This window comes from Candidatus Solirubrobacter pratensis (assembly GCF_000425945.1).
GTDB lineage: Bacteria > Actinomycetota > Thermoleophilia > Solirubrobacterales > Solirubrobacteraceae > Solirubrobacter > Solirubrobacter pratensis.
In genome coordinates this window covers 218,187-233,917 of record NZ_AUEK01000011.1, presented here as the reverse complement: position 1 = coordinate 233,917, position 15,731 = coordinate 218,187, and the positions used below count along the sequence as shown (strand labels likewise).

Sequence of the window (15,731 nt, the reverse complement as noted above, 5' to 3'; positions counted from 1 at the left end):
GCGAAGCAGTTCATCAGTTCGACCCGGGACCTCCCGGGTCGCGCTGTTTAAGGAGCGCGTTCAGCTGAGCGCGCTCGCGCTGGTTCGGGCGCTTGACGGCCGCGCGGATGGCGAACGTCAGCAGTTGCGCGGCGTCGTCGAGCCGTCGCGCGCGCCCTCCGCGGGTCGCTTCGATCGCCTCGCGGCGCCGCGCTGCGAGCCGCTCGTGCGGCTCGCCCTGGCGATAGAGGCTGTGGCCGCCGGCGTGGCGGAGGATCAGCTGCGGGTGGTAGACGGTCGGGACACCGGCGTCGCGCGCCCGCAGGCACAGCTCCATGTCCTCCGCGTAGAGGTGGGTGGCGGGGTCGAACGGGAACCGGCGCAGCGTGTCCGTGCGCGCCGCCAGGCACGCGGCGATCGCCCAGCCCACGCTGCGCGCTCGTGTGCTCCGGTACGGCTCCGCGCGGTCTCTTATCGCCGCGGGGAGCAGCGGCGGGTGGATCACCGCCGGGAGGAGGGCGCCGAGCGTGCCGGGGAGCGGATGCGCGCTGCGCTGCACCGAGCCGTCCCGGTTCAGCAGCCGCGGCGCGTGCAGCCCGTCGTGCTCGGCCGCGATCGCGGCGAGTCGCGGCAGCGAGTCGCCGATCGCCTCGACGTCGGGGTTCAGCAGGACCGCCACGTCCTCGCTGACGCGCTCGAGGCCGAGGTTGGTCGCCGCCCCGAAGCCGGGGTTGTCGCGGCGCTCGATCACCTCGGCGCCGTGCTCGCGAGCGAGCTGCGCGCCGCCGTCGTCGGCCCCGGTGTCGACGACGATCAGGCGCGGGCCGGCGATGGGCTCCAGCGAGCGCAGCAGCGCCGAGAGCTCGTCGCGCGACTCGTGGAGCACGACGACGGCCGCGTACGGGCGCGTCATCGCGCGATCGCCGCCTCGATCGCGGCGGCCATCCGCGCGGCGGATGCGTCGACGCCGAAGGCCTCCGCGCGGCGGCGGGCGGCGGCGGGCGCCTCCGGATCCGCGATCACCGCTCGCAGCGCGGCCACCGCCGCATCGGCGTCGCCCGGCGGGTAGAGCCGCCCGCAGCCGGCGGCGACGATCTCGAGCGGTCCGGCGGCGGCGGGCGCGACCACGGGCCGGCCGCAGGCGAGCGCCTCGACGAGCGCGAGGCCGAACGGCTCGGCGCCGGCGCAGTGCAGGAGCACGTGGGCCTGGGCGAGGGCCTCTGCGGCCTCGACGCGGCCCGCGAGCGTGACGTTGCCCGGGGGATCGAGCGCGATCTCCTCGCCGGGCAGCGGCTCGCCGGCGAGCGTCAGGTGCAGCTCGGGCATCCGCCGGGCGATCTCGATCGCCAGGTCGGGGCGCTTCCACGGGACGAGCGCGCCGAGGTACAGCGCGCGCGGCGGCCCCTCCGGCAAGGGCGTGGGAGTGAAGGCCGCGAGGTCGACGCCGGGGTGGAGGATCACCGCGCCGGGCGCCAGGCTCGCGGCGACGGCCCGGGAGGTCGCGACGACCGCGTCCGCCCGGCGCAGCGCGGCCCCGACGGCGGCGGCGACCGCGCCGTCGTGGAGGTCGTGCAGCACGCTCACGAGCGGCGGGCGCCGCGGGATCGCCGCCAGAGCCAGCGCCGCCCGCGAGCTCCAGGCGACGAGCGCCGCGGGGCGGCGGCGATGGACGAGGCCGCCGACCTCCCAGGCCATCCGCGCCAGCGCGGCGCCATGGAGCGCGCCGTTGCCGCGCAGCCGCAGCGTCCCGCCGGCGATCTCCTCGTGCGCCAGTCCCGCCGCTCTCACCGCCTCCGCCAGCGGACCGTCCGGACACGCGACGACCGCCGGGCGGGGGAGACGGGTCGCGCAGTCCACGAGGACGCGCTCGGCGCCTCCGAGCACACCGGAGTAGGAAGCGATGACGACGGTTCCGTGCAAGGGCGGCATTAGCATCGCGCCCCATGACGACGCGACGCAGTCCCGGCGATGGCCTGCGCGTCGCGACAGCTCGCGGCGGGGTCGTCAACGCGGCGTTCCTGTCCGGCGCCGAAGGCCTCGTGCTCGTGCAGGGGCTGCTCGCCACCGCGCTGCTCGGCCCGGACGCGATCGGCCTCTATGGCGTGGTGAGCACGACCGCGATGACGATCGTGGCGCTGCGCCGGGTCGGGATCGACGAGGCCTTCGTCCAGGAGCAGGCGGCCGACGAGCGCGCGGAGTTCGAGCGGGCGTTCACGGTCGAGCTGGCGCTGGGGCTGGTTTGCGCGCTGCTGATCGCTGCGCTGGCGCCGCTGCTGGCGGCGCTCTACGACGACGACCGGCTGCTCGGGCTCACGCTCGCGGTGGCGTACCTGCCCGTCGCGTTCGCGCTGCAGGCCCCGCAATGGGTCTTCTTCAAGCGCATGGACTACGTCCGGCTGCGGTCGCTGCAGGCGATCGTGCCGCTCGGGACGGTGCTGGTCGCGGTGCCTCTCCTGCTGGCCGGCGTCGGCGTCTGGGCGCTCGTGATCGGGCCGCTGTGCGGGAACGCCGCCGCGGTGGCGGCGGCGTGGCGGGTGTCGCCGTACCGGCTGCGGCTGCGGCCCGAGCGCGATGCCGCGCGGCGCTACCTGCGCTTCTCGTGGCCGGTCTTCGTGACCGCCGCGACGGCGCTGCTCGTCGCGCAGGGCCAGATCGCCGTCTTCGGCGTCTCCGACGGGCTCGCCGCCGCGGGCTACATCACGCTGGCGACGACGCTCACGCGCTACGTCGACCGCGCTGACCAGATCCTCGCGACGACGATCTACCCGGCGATCGTCCGCGTCCGCGAGCGCGTGGACGTGCTCGAGGAGCTGTTCGCCAAGGCGAACCGGCTGACGCTGATGTGGGCGTTCCCGTTCGGCGCCGGCTTCGCGCTCTTCGGCGCCGATCTCGTGCGGTTCGTGCTGGGCGACGAGTGGGACGGCGCGATCGTCCTGCTCGGCGGGCTCGCGGTGGCCGGAGCGATCCAGCAGGTCGGGTACAACTGGTTCGCGTTCTACCGGGCGCGCGGCGAGTCCTGGCCGCAAGCGGTCGAGGCGGGAGCGTTCGCGGCCTCCTTCGCCGCCCTCGCGGTCCCGGGCGCGCTGCTCGGCGGCGCCTGGTGGTTCGTCGCCGGCCGGCTCGGCTGCACGGCCTGCGTGCTCGCGGTCCGGCACGTGTACGTGCAGCGGCTGCTTCCCGGCGTGCGGATGCTGCCGGTCGCGCTCCGCGCGGCGGCGCCGGTCGCGCTGGCCTCGGCGCCGGTGCTGGCGCTCCGGCTCGCGCTGTGGGGAGGGCACCGGCCGCTCGCCCAGGCCGCGCTGGAGCTCACGCTCTGGCTCGCCACCCTCGCCCTCGCCACCCGCCGCCTCGAGCGCGGGCTGCTGGCGGAGCTCCAGGGGTACCTGCGGCCGGCGAACCCGGGCGCCGCCGGCGAGGTCGCGCGGTGAGGACGGGCGCGGCCGTCGCCGCGGAGCCCGCGGGCGGGCCGGTCGTCGCCGGCGCCCCGTCCCGCGGCCGGCGCCTCGCGCTTCCGGCCGTCCTGTGGCTCGCCGGCGCGCTGATCTCGGGCTTCACCCTGCGCCGCTATCTGGGACCGCTGGACGAGGGCATCCTGATGCAGGCCGCGACGCGGATGGGCGGCGGCCAATGGCCGTGGCGCGACTTCAGCTGGGCCTACGGGCCGGGCGAGCCGCTCGTCGTGATGGCCGCCGGCAAGCTGCTGGGGCCGTCGCTGCTGTGGTGGCGCCTGCTCCGCGTCGCCGCCGACGCGACCGCGGCGCTGCTGATCTGGGCGCTGGTCCGCGGCGAGCGGCCGCGCTGGGCGCTCGCGGCATGGGCCGCCGCCGCCGTCACCGCCGCGCAGCCAACCAGCGCGAACCCGGCCGGCCCGGCGCTCGCCTTCGCGCTCGCCGCCGTCCTGCTCGCATCGCGTCGCCAGGCCGCGTGGGCCGGCGCCGCCGCGGCCGCCGCTGCCTTCTGGCGCCCGGACATGGGAGCCGCCGCCGGACTCGCCGCGGCGGCGACGGCCGCGCTGGCGGCGGGAGGAGGCGGGGCGCCCCGTCGTGCCGCCCGGGCGGGGCTCGTCGCCCTCGCCGCGGCGGTGCTCGCCGGCGCCGTCCTGTATGCGCCGTTCGCGATCGCCTCGGGGCCCGCCCGGGTCTGGGACGCGCTCGTCGTCCAGGGCACCCGCGACGGCGAGTGGTGGCGGCTGCCGTTCCCCGCCGGCTTCGACGGATCGGACCCGCTGGACTTCCTCCGCTGGCTGCTGCCATATGCCGCGCTCGCCGCCGTCATCGCCGCGGCCATCACGGCGCGCCGGCCGAAGCTCGTCGGCCTCCTGGTCCTCGCGCTCGGCGCGACCGCCTACCTCCTGTCCCGCGCCGACGAGGAGCATGCGCAGACGCTGCTCGTGATCGCCGCCGCGATCGCCGCGCTCGCGACCAAGCCGAAGCCGCTGTTCGCGGCGGTCCTGGCGCTCCTGCTCGTCACGGGCGCCGGGAGCCGCGCCTCCGCGCTGCTGCGCCCGCCGGACCTGGCGCCGCTGCACGTGGAGGGCGCCGGCGGCGCCCGCGTCCCGCCCGCCGACGCGCGCGACCTGCCGAGGCTCGTCGCCTACACGCAGCGCATGGTGCCTCCGGGCGAGCCGATCTACGTCGCGCCCGCGCGCTCGGACCTCGTGCCGTTCAACGACCCGCTGCTGCACTTCCTCACGCGCCGCCCCAACGTCCTGCACCGCGACTTCCTCCTCCAGGCCAAGCCGGAGGAGCAGCGCAGGATCGTCGCGGCGCTGCGGCGGGCCAGGCCGAAGGTCGTGATCCGCTGGCTGGAGCCGCCGGTCCGCGAGCCCAACCGGCGCGGCCGCCCGACCGGCGACCGCGCGCTCGACGCGTACCTGGCCCGCGCCTACCGCCCCGCCGCGCGCTTCGGCGACTACCTCGTGCTCGCCCCGCGCTGACCGGCCCTGGCGGCGATACTCCAGCCGTGGCCATCCGCGTCGCCATCGTCGTCCTCGCGCTGACCGGCGCCGCGTGGCTCGCCGTCGAGCTGCGCAGCAGCGACGCGCAGGACCGCATGGTCGCGCTCGCGTTCACGAACCGGACGCCGTCGAACGCCGATCTCGTGGAGGCGCAGCGGCTCGCGCCGCGCGCCCGCCGCCTGAATCCCGACGTGCGCGTCGACGAGTCGGTCGGCGTCCTGCAGCTGCGGACCGGCGACCGCGCCGGCGCGACCGCGACCTTCGCCCGCCTCACGCGCGAGGAGCCGCGCAACGCCGAGCTGTGGGCCGCGCTCGCCCAGGCGGCGCAGGGCTACGACGACGCGCTCGCGACCCGGGCCCGCTCGCGCGCCCGCGCGCTCGCGCCGCCCGTGCGGGCCCTCAACTGATCCCACGCCCACAGCCCGCCGGAGGCGCCCATGAGCATCAGCGACGGCTCGAACACGTGTCGCAGCCGCGGGTGCCCGTAGCCGATCACGACGGTGATCAGCACGACGACGGCCGGCGCCAGCAGCACCCACAACGGCGTCCCGCCGCGCCGCAGCATCACCGCCCCGGCGAACGAGAGGAGCGCGAGCAGGTAGAAGGCCGCGACCGCCATCTGCTCGCCGTGGATCCAGCGCCCCTCGGCGAACAGGACCTGGCGTCGCGGCTGGTAGAGCGACACCGTCCGCAGGATCCGCACCGGGATCACGACCAGCAGCCGGGAGGCGTGCTCGCGGGCGTAGCGCAGCCCGTCGGCGCGCCAGATGTCCGACTGCTCGGCCTCGTTGTCGGCCTTGCGCGGCGCCAGGCAGTCGAAGCGCCAGAAGCCGATGTCCGGGCCCGAGTAGGTCTTGGGGCAGTTGGCGCCCGTCAGGACCGTCGAGTCGTTGGTCGAGATCGGCACCACGTGGCCGAGCGCGACCGCGTTGCGGATCGTCCACGGCGCGATCACGACGACGCAGCCGAGCGTCGCGAGCGCCGGCTTCGCGATCCCCTGCCGCCACAGCACGGGCCACGCGAGCACCGGGAGCAGGAGCAGCGCCTCCGAGCGGCACAGCGCCGCCAGCCCGATCGCCGCGCCGAGCCAGAACGTCCGCCGTGCGAGCGCCGCCAGCAGCACCAGGATCACGAGCGGCGTGTAGGCGGTCTCGCTCATCAGCGCGCCGTCGACGACCACCATCAGCGGGTAGGCGGCGCACACGCCCGCCGCGGCCAGGCCGAGCCGGTCGCCGCCGACGCGGCGGCCGAGGACGCCCATCAGCGCGATCGACGCCGCGCCGCAGACGAGTCCGAACGCGCGATGCCACATCACGCTCGTCCCGCCGAGCCACGACACGACCGACAGCAGCGCCGGGTACAGCGGCGGATGCCCGGCCGACGGGAACTCCTGGTGGTTGAAGCGCAGCCGGAACGGCTCGACGAAGAAGTGCCCGGAGGCCAGGTCGTTGGCCTGCCAGTGGTAGAACCACCAGTCGCCGACCCCCGAGACATGGCGCGCCACGGTGAAGAGGTAGAGCGCGCGGAGCGCCACGCCGGCCGCGACGATGGTGCCGAGGGTGCCGACAGGGAATCCCTCAGAGCGCCGGAGGATGCGGAGCGTGCCGACAGGGAATCCCTCAGAGCGCCGGAGGGTGCCGAGCGTGCCGACAGGGAATCCCTGAGAGCGCCGGAGGGTGCCGAGCCGGGCCGGGAAGCGCTCCATCGGCTGGCAGTATGCCGGGGCGGATGAGGAGAGAGCGCTTCCCGCTGATCGACGGCCTGCGCGCGGTGGCCGCCATCGGCGTGCTGCTGACGCACTCCGCGATCTCGTCGGGACTCGTGACCACGGGCGCCACCGGGTTCCGCTACGCGCAGCGGCTCGAGGTCGGCGTGACGATCTTCTTCGTCATCTCCGGCTTCGTCCTCTACCGCCCGTTCCTGCTCGCGCGGGTCGACACGGCGCGCTACGCCTGGCGGCGCGCGCTGCGCATCGTCCCGGCCTACTGGATCGCGCTCACCGTGACCGCGGTCGTCCTCGGCCACGGCGTCTTCGACCGCCCCCTGGCGTTCTACGGCTTCGGCCAGATCTACTCGCAGGACACGCTCGTGGGCGGGCTGATCCAGGCCTGGACGCTCGACATCGAGGTCACGTTCTACGTCTTCGTGCCGGTCTGGGCGTGGCTGCTGCGGCGCGCCTCGCTGCGCCGGCAGGCGTGGGCGCTCGCCGCGCTCGCGGCGGCCTCGCTCGCCTGGAAGGCGGCGTTCGTGTGGACCGGATCGCCGCGCCAGGTCGTCGACTCGCCGTGGTTGCACTCGCTGCCCGCCTACCTGGACCAGTTCGCCCTCGGGATGGGGCTGGCGATCGCGAGCCTGAAGCCGGTCAGGGCGCGCTACCCGGTCCTGTTGTGGGTGCTCGCGGCGCTCGCGTTCTGGCTCGTGAGCGTGCGGATCGGCATCGGCCACGCCCTGTTCGAGCCGTACACACGCTGGCAGTACATGGCCAAGCATGTGCTCTACGCGGTCGTCGGCGGGTCCCTGGTGGCGGCCGCCGTGCTCGCGACGCCGGGCGAGGGCGTGGTGGGCCGCGTCCTCGGCAATCGCCTGGCGCTGTGGCTCGGCCTGATCTCCTACGGCATCTACCTGTGGCACGTGACGGTGCTGCAGATCGGCGAGGAGCTCGGCTTCCAGCGCTCGCTGCACTTCCACCCGTTCCTCGTCGTGACCGCGCTCGCGCTGGTGCTCAGCTGCGCGGTCGCGGCGGCGAGCTGGTACCTCGCCGAGCGCCCGCTGCTGCGCCGGGCCTCACGCCCGGCGCGAGATCGCGGCGCCGGCGAGCAGCACGGCGACGAGCGTGAGCGCGGGCATCTCCCAGTCCCAGTCCACGCCGGCGTGGACGGCCCAGGCGGCGAGGGCGGCGCCGGCGACGGCCTCGTGCCGGACGGCGGCCGCGACGCCGCCGAATAGCGCGGCCAGCGCGAGCAGCCCGACGATGCCGAGCTCGGCCGCCGTCTCGACGTAGAGCGAGTGCGCGTCCCGGACCGTCTCGGCGAAGTCGCGCCGCTGCAGCCACTCGACGCGGTAGCCGCCGCTGCCGACGCCCTTCAGCGGATGGTCGGCGAACGTGCCGAGCCCCGCGCGCCAGTAGGCGTAGCGGTTGCTCTCGACCGAGGCGAGCCGGGAGGCGCCCTGCGGCACCGCCGCGCGGCCGCCGTGGGCGGCGGCGACGACGGTGATCGCGAGCGCGGCGACGAGCGCGGCGGCGGCGAGCGGGCGCATGCGCGGGAAGGGGTCATCGGCCGGCGGCGCCGCGATGCGCGCGGCGCCGAGCGCGAGGACGGCGAGCAGGGCGAGCATCCCCGCCCCGTCCCCGGCGCTCGAGTCCGCGTGCAGGACGGGGTGCAACGCCGTCTCCGCCGCGATCGCGGGAAGCGCCGCGGCGACGAGCACGAGCATGACGCCGTGCAGGGACACGCGCGTGGGGCGCAGCGCGAGCAGGACGAGCAGGCCGGCGGCGAAGGCGCCGAGGGCGCCGCGCGAGAGAGTCAGGTAGAGGTCCAGCCCGAGCAGCGGGGCGGTGGCCGCCGCCGCGGCCCGCACGCCGCGCTCCGGGCCGCGCGCCACGAGCCCCGCCGCCAGGACGAGGCCCACCGCCGCGAGCGCGCCCTGGGCGTTCCAGTAGGTCAGCGGCTGCGACAGCCGGTCTCCCGCCGCCGCCGAGCGGGTCAGGTGCACCAGCCCGGGCAGCAGCCGCTCCGACACGCCGTAGGCCGCCGCCGCGGTGATGCCGGCGAGCAGCGCGGGCTCGGTCCAGCGGGTCCTGAGCAGCAGCGCTGCCGCGACGAGCGCCGCGAGGTAGAGCACGAGCCGCTCGAGGTCGTCGAGCGCCGGTCCGCCCATCGGCGCCCAGGTGAGCGACAGCGCGGTCCAGGCCGTCAGCGCGGCCATGCCGCCGATCGCGACCCGGCCGGAGCGCGGGAGCGGCGCCAGCGCGGCCGCGACCGCCGCGAGTACGCAGGCGGCGATCGCCGCGCGGATCCGGGCCGCGTCGAAGTAGCCGCCGCGGCTGAAGGCGAGGACGACGGGCAGCAGGAGCAGCCCGCCGGCGGCGACGGCTGAGACGCGGCGGCGCATGAGCGGCGGGAGCCTATTCGGAGCGGCGGGCATATCCTGCCCGCGCGTGCCGGTCCCGCGCCCGATACGCGGGCGCGCCGTCGAGGCCGCGCTCGCCGCCCTCGCGTTCCTGCTCGCCCTGGCGCAGCGGCCGGGGCTCGCGGTCACGGACACGAAGATCGATCTGCACGTCGACCCGGCCGGCTTCCTCGGCGACGTGCTCTCGGCCTGGTCGGACACCGGCGACCTCGGGCACGTGCAGGGCGGCCAGTACGGCGGCTACGCGTTCCCGATGGCGCCGTTCTTCGCGCTCGGGCACGCGCTCGGCGCCCCTTGGCTGGTGCAGCGGCTGTGGCTCGGGCTCGTGCTGGCGCTCGCGGCCTGGGGCGCGGTCCGCCTGGCAGGCGTGCTGTGCGGCGGCGGGACGTGGGAGCGCGCGGTGGCCGGGACGCTGTACCTGCTCAACCCCTACGTCGTGATCTTCACGAACCGGACGTCGATCACGCTGCTCGCCTACGCCGCGCTGCCGTGGCTGATGCTGTGCGCCTGGCGCGGCCTGCGCGAGCCGCGGCGATGGCTCTGGCCGGCGGCGTTCGCGCTGGTGGTGACGTCTTCGGGAGGCGGCGTGAACGCGGCCGTCACGGCGTGGGTGCTGCTCGGGCCGGTGCTGCTCGGGGTGTACGAGGCGTGGGTCCGCGCGGTGCCGTGGCGGGCGCTGTGGAGCTTCGGCTGGCGCACGGCCGCGCTCGCGGCGCTGGTCAGCGCGTGGTGGATCGCGCCGCTGCTGGTGCAGTCGCGCTACGGCGTCGACTTCCTCGCCTTCACCGAGCAGCCGGGCACGATCTGGTCGACGACGAGCCTGTCCGAGTCGCTGCGGCTGATGGGCTACTGGGTCTCCTACCTGGGCGTCGGCTACTCGGGCACGCTGCGGCCGTACTTCGGCGACGCCGGCGTGATGCTGTTCTCGCTCCCGGTCGTGCTGGCGCAGCTGCTCGTGCCGGCGCTGGCGGTCGCCGGCCTCGTGTGGACGCGCCGCCGCAGCTACGCGCCGTTCTGCCTCGGGCTGCTGCTGACCGGCCTGCTGGTGATGTCGGCGGGGTTCCCGGAGGGCACGCCGCTGCGGCGCGGCGTGACGTTCGCCTACAACCACGTCGCCGCGCTCCAGTTCCTGCGCACGACGCACAAGGCGGGGCCGCTCGTGGCGCTCGCGGTCGCGCTGCTCGCCGGGATGGCGGCGGGGGAGGCGGCGCGGCGGCTGAAGCCGTGGCGGATTCCGGCGCTCGTCGCGGGCGCCGCGCTCGTCGCGCTCACCGTCTGGCCGCTCGTCCGCGGCCGGGCGGTCGAGGACCAGCTGACGTTCGAGCGCGTCCCCGCGGCGTGGGACGCCGCCGCGCGGCAGGTCGACGCCAACGGCGGGCGGGCGGTGGTCCTTCCCGGTCAGCTGTATGCGAACTACGACTGGGGCGGGACCGTCGACGCGCTCCTGCCCGCGATCGCGAAGGCGCCGGTCGCCACGCGGTTCGCGGTGCCGTACGCGGATCTGCGCGCGACGGACCTGCTGTGGACGACCGACGCGCTCGTGCAGCAGCGGCGCGCGCTCCCGGGCCAGCTCGCGCCTCTGCTGGACCTGATGGGCGCGCGCACGGTGGTCGCCGGCGCCGACGACGACCGCGCGCTGAGCGGCGCCGCTCCGGCCGCCGATGCGGCCGACTCGCTCGACCAGCTGGGGCCGCCGCAGCACGAGTGGGGCGCCGTGAAGACACGCCCGCGGGCGGCCGGAACGCTCGGCGCCGCCCGCGCGCTGCCGCAGGTCCGTGCCTGGGACGTGCCCGCCGCTCCGCTGGTGCGGGTCGTGCCCGACACGCCGCCGGCGGTGGTGGACGGCGGCGCCGACGCGGTCGCGGGCCTCGCCGCGTTGGGCGCGCTGCCCGGGACGACGACGCCGGTGGCGGCCTCGGGCGTCGCCACGGACTTCGGCGTCTCGGAGGCTGAGCTGAGTGAGCACTCGACATCGTTCGTCTTCGCCCCTGACGCCGGCGTCGCGGCGATCCGCCGGGCGCCGGAGGTCGTGATCGCCGACGGGAACCGGCGCCGCGTGCTCGTCGTCTCGCGGCTGGTGCAGAACGCCGGGGCGACGCTCGCGGCCGACGACCCGATCTCCGAGGACGCCGCGGTCCTGGACCCGTTCGGCGGGGCGGAGACGCAGACGGTCGCCGTGCTCCGCGGCGTCGCGTCGATCCGCGCGCCGTTCTCACCGGGCTTCACGCAGTTCCCAGAGCACCGGCCCTCCGCGGCGCTGGACGGCGACCCGGCGACCTACTGGCAGTCCGACCGCGCGCTGGAGCCCGACCGCCATTGGCTCGAGGTCCGCTTCACGGCCCCGCGAGACGTCCCGTACGTGGACCTGACGCCGTACTCGGACCACCTCATGAAGGTGCTCGCGGTCGAGATCGCGGGACGCCGGTTCGCGGTGCGCGGCGGCGTCAACCGGCTGCCACTGGACCTGCACGGCGTGCGCTCGCTGCGCGTGAGCATCGCCGCGGTGCGGCAAGCGCCCGGCGTGCGCCAGCGGGCGGGCGGCATCCGCGAGCTGGCGATCCCCGGCGTGCGCGTGAGCGAGGCGCTGCGGCCGCCGGTCGTGGCCGAGCGGGCGCTCGCCGGGCGCGACGTGTCGCACACGGCGCTGACCTACCTGTTCCAGCGCACGACCGGCGACGACCCGTTCCGCCGCGACCCCTGGCACGGTCCCGGCACCGCGGGCCTCGCGCGCGACCGCGGCGACGCCGAGTCCGGCCTCGAGCGCGTGTTCTCGCCGCCGGCGGCGCGCGAATGGACGGCCGACGGGTGGGCGAGCGTCGCCCCCGACGCACGGGACCCCGCGCTCGACCGCCTGGCGGGCGTGAAGGGGGTCTTCGCTTCGTCGGCGCGCTTCCAGGGCCGGGCGGGCTGGCGGGCGTCCAGTGCGTTCGACGGGACGCCGGAACCATGGATCGGATCGTGGATGCAGGGACGCCGGACGTGGCTGGAGTGGACGGCGCCCCGCTCCGCGACGGTGCGCGAGCTCACGATCGCGTCGGCGCCGCGGGTGCGGGCGCCGACCGAAGTGCGCGTGTCCGCGGACGGCGGCGCGAGCGTGGTCGCGACGGTCGGCGCCGGCGGGCGGGTAGCGCTCCCGCGCGCGGTGCGCGGCCGCGCGTTCAGGCTCGAGGTGCTGCGGGCCGCGTTCGCGCCGGGCGCGCCGGGGCAGGACCGGCAGGCGCGCGCGGTCGGGATCGCCGAGCTGGCCGGGCCGGGGATCCCGCGGATCCATGTGCCGCGCTCGGGGCCGATCCACGCGTCGTGCGACCTCGCCGGGACCGCGGGCGGGCGCCCGCTGCGCCTGCGCGTCGACGGCGACATCGCCGACCTCGACGCGGGGCGCCCGCTGCGCGCGGCCGGCTGCGGGAGCGTCGCGCTCGGCGCGGGGGAGACGCGGCTGTCGCTGCCGGCCGGGACGTTCGCGCCGTACCTGCTCCGCCTGCGCAGCGCGGCGCCGGCCCCGCGGCTCGCGGCGCAGCCTCCGGGGCGGGTGGTCTCCCAAGACCGGCGGGGCGCGCGGCTCGACCTCGACGCGCCCGCGGAGCTCGTGTTCGCCGAAGCGTTCAACCGGGGCTGGACGGCGGAATGCGACGGGCACGACCTCGGCGCGGCCCGCCCGGTCGACGGCTACGCGATGGCTTGGCACGTGTCAAAGACGTGCCGCGACGTCGCGTTCTCGTTCGGCCCCGACCGGCTGGTGACCGCCGCGGGGATCACCTCGTTGGCCGCCGCACTCGCGCTCGCCGCGCTCGTGCTCGTGGGGCGGCGGAGAGGCGCGCGAGGGCGAGCGGGCGCGGAGACCGCGCCGGCGCGGGGAGACGCGGCGGTGGCGGGCGGCGAGGCCGAGGTGGCGGCGCGCGGCGAGGCCGCGGTGGCGGCGCGCGGCGAGGCCGCGATCGTGGACGGCGGCGGCGCCGCCGCGCTGTCGGGCGGCGAGGCCGCGCGGATGCGGGCCACGCGTGCCGCGCTCGTCGCCCTGCCGCTGTCGCTCGCGTTCGGGTTCGTCTTCGCCGCGCGCGCGACGCCGCTGTTCGCGCTCGGGCTGTTCCTGATCCTCTGGCGCGGCATCCCCGCCGCGCCGCTGCTCGCGCTCGCCGGCGCGCTGCTCGTCGTCGGCGTCCCCGTCCTCACGCTCGTCATCGCCGTCGACGACCGCGGCGGCTATGACTCCGACTACGCGGATGAGCGGGTGGCGGTGCACTGGATCGCGGCGGCGGCCGTGGCGCTGCTGATCGTCGCGCTCGCGCGGCTGCTCACGGCACGGCGGCGCGGCGGGCGAGCCCGAGCGTGAGCACGCAGGCGGCCGCGACCGCCTGCAGCGCGAGGACCACGCCCGCGAAGCCGACGAGCGAGCGCAGGTCGGCGCCGCCGAGCAGCACGACCTCGGCCCCCGCGACGAGTCCGAGCGCCCACAGGAACGAGAGCCGGCCGAGCGCGAGCATGTACTGGACGCCGAGGTAGCCGACCGCGAGCAGCGTCATCGCGAGCCCGAGCACGAGCAGCGCGCCGGCCGCCTGGACGGTGTCCTCCCCGAACGCGAGGCGCAGGACGGTCTCCGGGACCGCCGCGTAGACGACCAGCATCGGCACCGCCACCGCGCCGACCACGGCGAGCGCCCGCACGAGCACGCGCCGCGGGTCGCCGCCGGTGCGCGAGGCGCGGGCCGCCTCCGGCAGCAGATAGAGGCCGATCCCGATCGCCACCCAGACGACCGCCTTGGCCGCGACGGCCGCCGCGGCGTACGCGCCGGCGGCGTCGCCGCCGATCTGCCGCTTGACCATGATCACGTCCACGTTCTGGAGGACGGCGACGAGGAAGAGGCCGAGCACCGCGGGCCACGCACGGCCGATCAGGTCGCCGAAGCCGCGCGCCGCGAGGGCGACGGCACGATCGCCCGCGGGCGCCTCCGCCGCGAGCCTGCGCGCCGTGAGCCACCGCAGCCCGAGCGCGACCGCGAGCATCGTGAGCGGCGTCCCCAGGTACGCGCCGGTGACGCCGAGACCGGCGCCCACGAGCACGAGGCCGAAGACCACCCGGCCGGCGTTCTCGGCGACGACCGACCAGGCGACCGGCCGGTACGCGTGCAGTCCCTGGAGCGCACCCCGCTCGACCGAGAGCAGCAGCCAGAGGAATCCCGTCGGCGCGGTCGCCGCCGCCGCCCACGCCTCCGGCACCGACACGAGGTCGGCGATCGGGTCGCGAAGCAGCACCGCGACCGCGGTCAGCGCCAGCCCGCCCAGCCACAGCCGCCGCCGCCAGGCCGACATCGTCGCCGCGAGCTCCGCGCCCGACCCGAGCCGTCCCAGCGCCGTCTCGCGCGCCACCGCGACCTGCAGCGCCGACCCCGGCACCGCGAGGATCAGGAACGTCGACACGAGGGCGGCGAGCGAGCCGTAGTCGGTCGCGCCGAGGATCCGTGCGAACAGCACGGTGAACAACAGCCCGAACGCGTTGGCGGCGAGCGTCGCCGCCGCCATCCCCGCCGCCTTGATCGTCTCCGACCCCGCCAGCGCCGCCCGCGCGCCCATCACCGGCGCCGCGGCAGCCGCCTCGAGCTGCCGCAGCGTCCCGCGCGCCGTCCGCTCCCACGTGAACTCCCGCGCCCGCTCGCGCGCCGCCGACCCCATGCGCTCGCGCAGCGCGTCGTCGCGCACGAGCCGCCGGACCGCCTCCACCAGCCCCGGGCCATCGTCGGCCACGAGCCCCGTGACGCCGTCCTCGATCGACTCCGGCAACCCGCCGACGCGCAGCGCCGCGCTCGGCGTCCCGCAGGTCGCCGCCTCCATCACGGTCAGGCACCAGCCCTCGGCCGAGGAGGCGGTCAGGTTGACCCACGCGCTCCCGTACAGCCGCGCCTTCTCCTGCTCGCTCACATGTCCGTGCAGGACCACCCGCTCGCGGAGGCGGCGGCGCGCGATCTCGGCCTCGAGCTCGCCTCGGTGATCGCCGTCGCCCGCGACGTCGAGCACCACCTCGGGGAGCGCCTCCACGACGTCGAGCAGCAGCTCGATCCGCTTATATCGCTTCAGGCGGCCGAGGTAGAGCAGCCGCGGCTCGGCCGAGCGAGCGCCCGCGCCCACCACGTCCTCGACCCCGAGGTACACGACCGACGCGCCGGGGACCCCGAGCCTGGCGAGGTCCCGGCGCGCGGAGTCGGAGATCGTCACGAACGGCGTCCCGCGGTAGAGGAGCTTCAGCGGCAGCGCCTCGGCGAGCAGCCCCGCGACGCGCCCGAGCGCGCCCATCTCGGTCACGTAGTGGTCCTGGTGCACATGGTGAACGAGCGCGACGCGCGGCTTGCACAGCCACAGCGGCGAGCAGAACGCGATCCCGTTGATGACCTCCAGTGCCACGTCCGCGTCCCGCCCCAGGCCGCGCCGGACCGCCCACGCGGCGCGCGGGAAGACCGTCAGCCGGTTCCCCATCCGGTGCAGCTCAAGGCCCGGCGCCGGCCGCTCCACCGGCGCCGCCCCTGCGTACGCGCCCGCGACGACCGTGACCTGATGGCCCCACTCGAGCCAGTGGGCGACCTGCCCATACAAGTTCGCGCCCGTGCCGCCGCCCTGCGGATGCGTCCAATCGCGGTCGGTCAACAGCAGGATGTGGCCCATCGCGCGGCACTCTA

The 15,731-nt window shown here is 76.5% G+C and carries 9 protein-coding genes and 1 pseudogene; 5 read left to right on the top strand and 5 right to left on the bottom strand.

Annotation, left to right across the window (positions count from 1 at the left end; all coding sequences use genetic code 11):
* Positions 1–13: 13 nt before the first annotated feature.
* The gene (locus tag H958_RS0118090) at positions 14–892 is read right to left on the bottom strand and encodes a glycosyltransferase family 2 protein (protein ID WP_028059696.1); all 879 of its coding nucleotides are present in this window, start codon (positions 890–892) and stop codon (positions 14–16) included.
* Positions 889–1,899, bottom strand: coding sequence for a glycosyltransferase family 4 protein (locus tag H958_RS0118085; protein ID WP_196807416.1), 1,011 nt, complete (start codon positions 1,897–1,899; stop codon positions 889–891). The genes H958_RS0118090 and H958_RS0118085 overlap by 4 nt, the downstream gene beginning before the upstream one ends.
* 23 nt (positions 1,900–1,922) lie before the next feature.
* Between H958_RS0118085 and H958_RS0118080 the strand changes: the two genes are divergently transcribed.
* Genes H958_RS0118080 through H958_RS0118070 form a run of 3 tightly spaced genes read left to right on the top strand, consistent with a single transcriptional unit; the run spans position 1,923 to position 5,343 of the window.
* Positions 1,923–3,407, top strand: coding sequence for an oligosaccharide flippase family protein (locus H958_RS0118080; protein WP_028059694.1), 1,485 nt, complete (start codon positions 1,923–1,925; stop codon positions 3,405–3,407).
* On the top strand, positions 3,404–4,915 hold the full coding sequence (locus tag H958_RS0118075; protein WP_028059693.1) for a hypothetical protein: 1,512 nt from the start codon (positions 3,404–3,406) through the stop codon (positions 4,913–4,915). Before H958_RS0118080 ends, H958_RS0118075 begins: the two co-directional genes overlap by 4 nt.
* Positions 4,916–4,941: 26 nt before the next feature.
* Positions 4,942–5,343, top strand: a complete 402-nt coding sequence (locus H958_RS0118070; protein ID WP_028059692.1) for a hypothetical protein — start codon at positions 4,942–4,944, stop codon at positions 5,341–5,343.
* Here the strand turns inward: H958_RS0118070 and H958_RS0118065 are convergent.
* Positions 5,268–6,641: an ArnT family glycosyltransferase gene (locus H958_RS0118065; RefSeq protein ID WP_028059691.1), complete on the bottom strand. Its 1,374-nt coding sequence runs from the start codon at positions 6,639–6,641 to the stop codon at positions 5,268–5,270. The two genes, H958_RS0118070 and H958_RS0118065, sit on opposite strands and share 76 nt — an antisense overlap.
* Before the next feature lie 11 nt (positions 6,642–6,652).
* On the opposite strand from H958_RS0118065, the pseudogene H958_RS48315 reads away from it, so the two are divergent.
* Positions 6,653–7,660, top strand: a pseudogene (locus H958_RS48315) (acyltransferase family protein); the annotation flags it as partial.
* 60 nt (positions 7,661–7,720) lie between these two features.
* On the opposite strand, the gene H958_RS0118055 reads toward H958_RS48315, so the two are convergent.
* Positions 7,721–9,049: an O-antigen ligase family protein gene (locus tag H958_RS0118055; protein ID WP_028059689.1), complete on the bottom strand. Its 1,329-nt coding sequence runs from the start codon at positions 9,047–9,049 to the stop codon at positions 7,721–7,723.
* A 46-nt stretch (positions 9,050–9,095) separates the two neighbouring features.
* Between H958_RS0118055 and H958_RS0118050 the strand changes: the two genes are divergently transcribed.
* Positions 9,096–13,397, top strand: coding sequence for an alpha-(1->3)-arabinofuranosyltransferase domain-containing protein (locus H958_RS0118050; protein WP_028059688.1), 4,302 nt, complete (start codon positions 9,096–9,098; stop codon positions 13,395–13,397).
* On the opposite strand, the gene H958_RS43600 is transcribed toward H958_RS0118050, so the two are convergent.
* Complete coding sequence (locus tag H958_RS43600; protein WP_051324461.1) at positions 13,360–15,717, bottom strand: glycosyltransferase; 2,358 nt, start codon at positions 15,715–15,717, stop codon at positions 13,360–13,362. The genes H958_RS0118050 and H958_RS43600 overlap by 38 nt on opposite strands.
* Between the last annotated feature and the right edge of the window lie 14 nt (positions 15,718–15,731).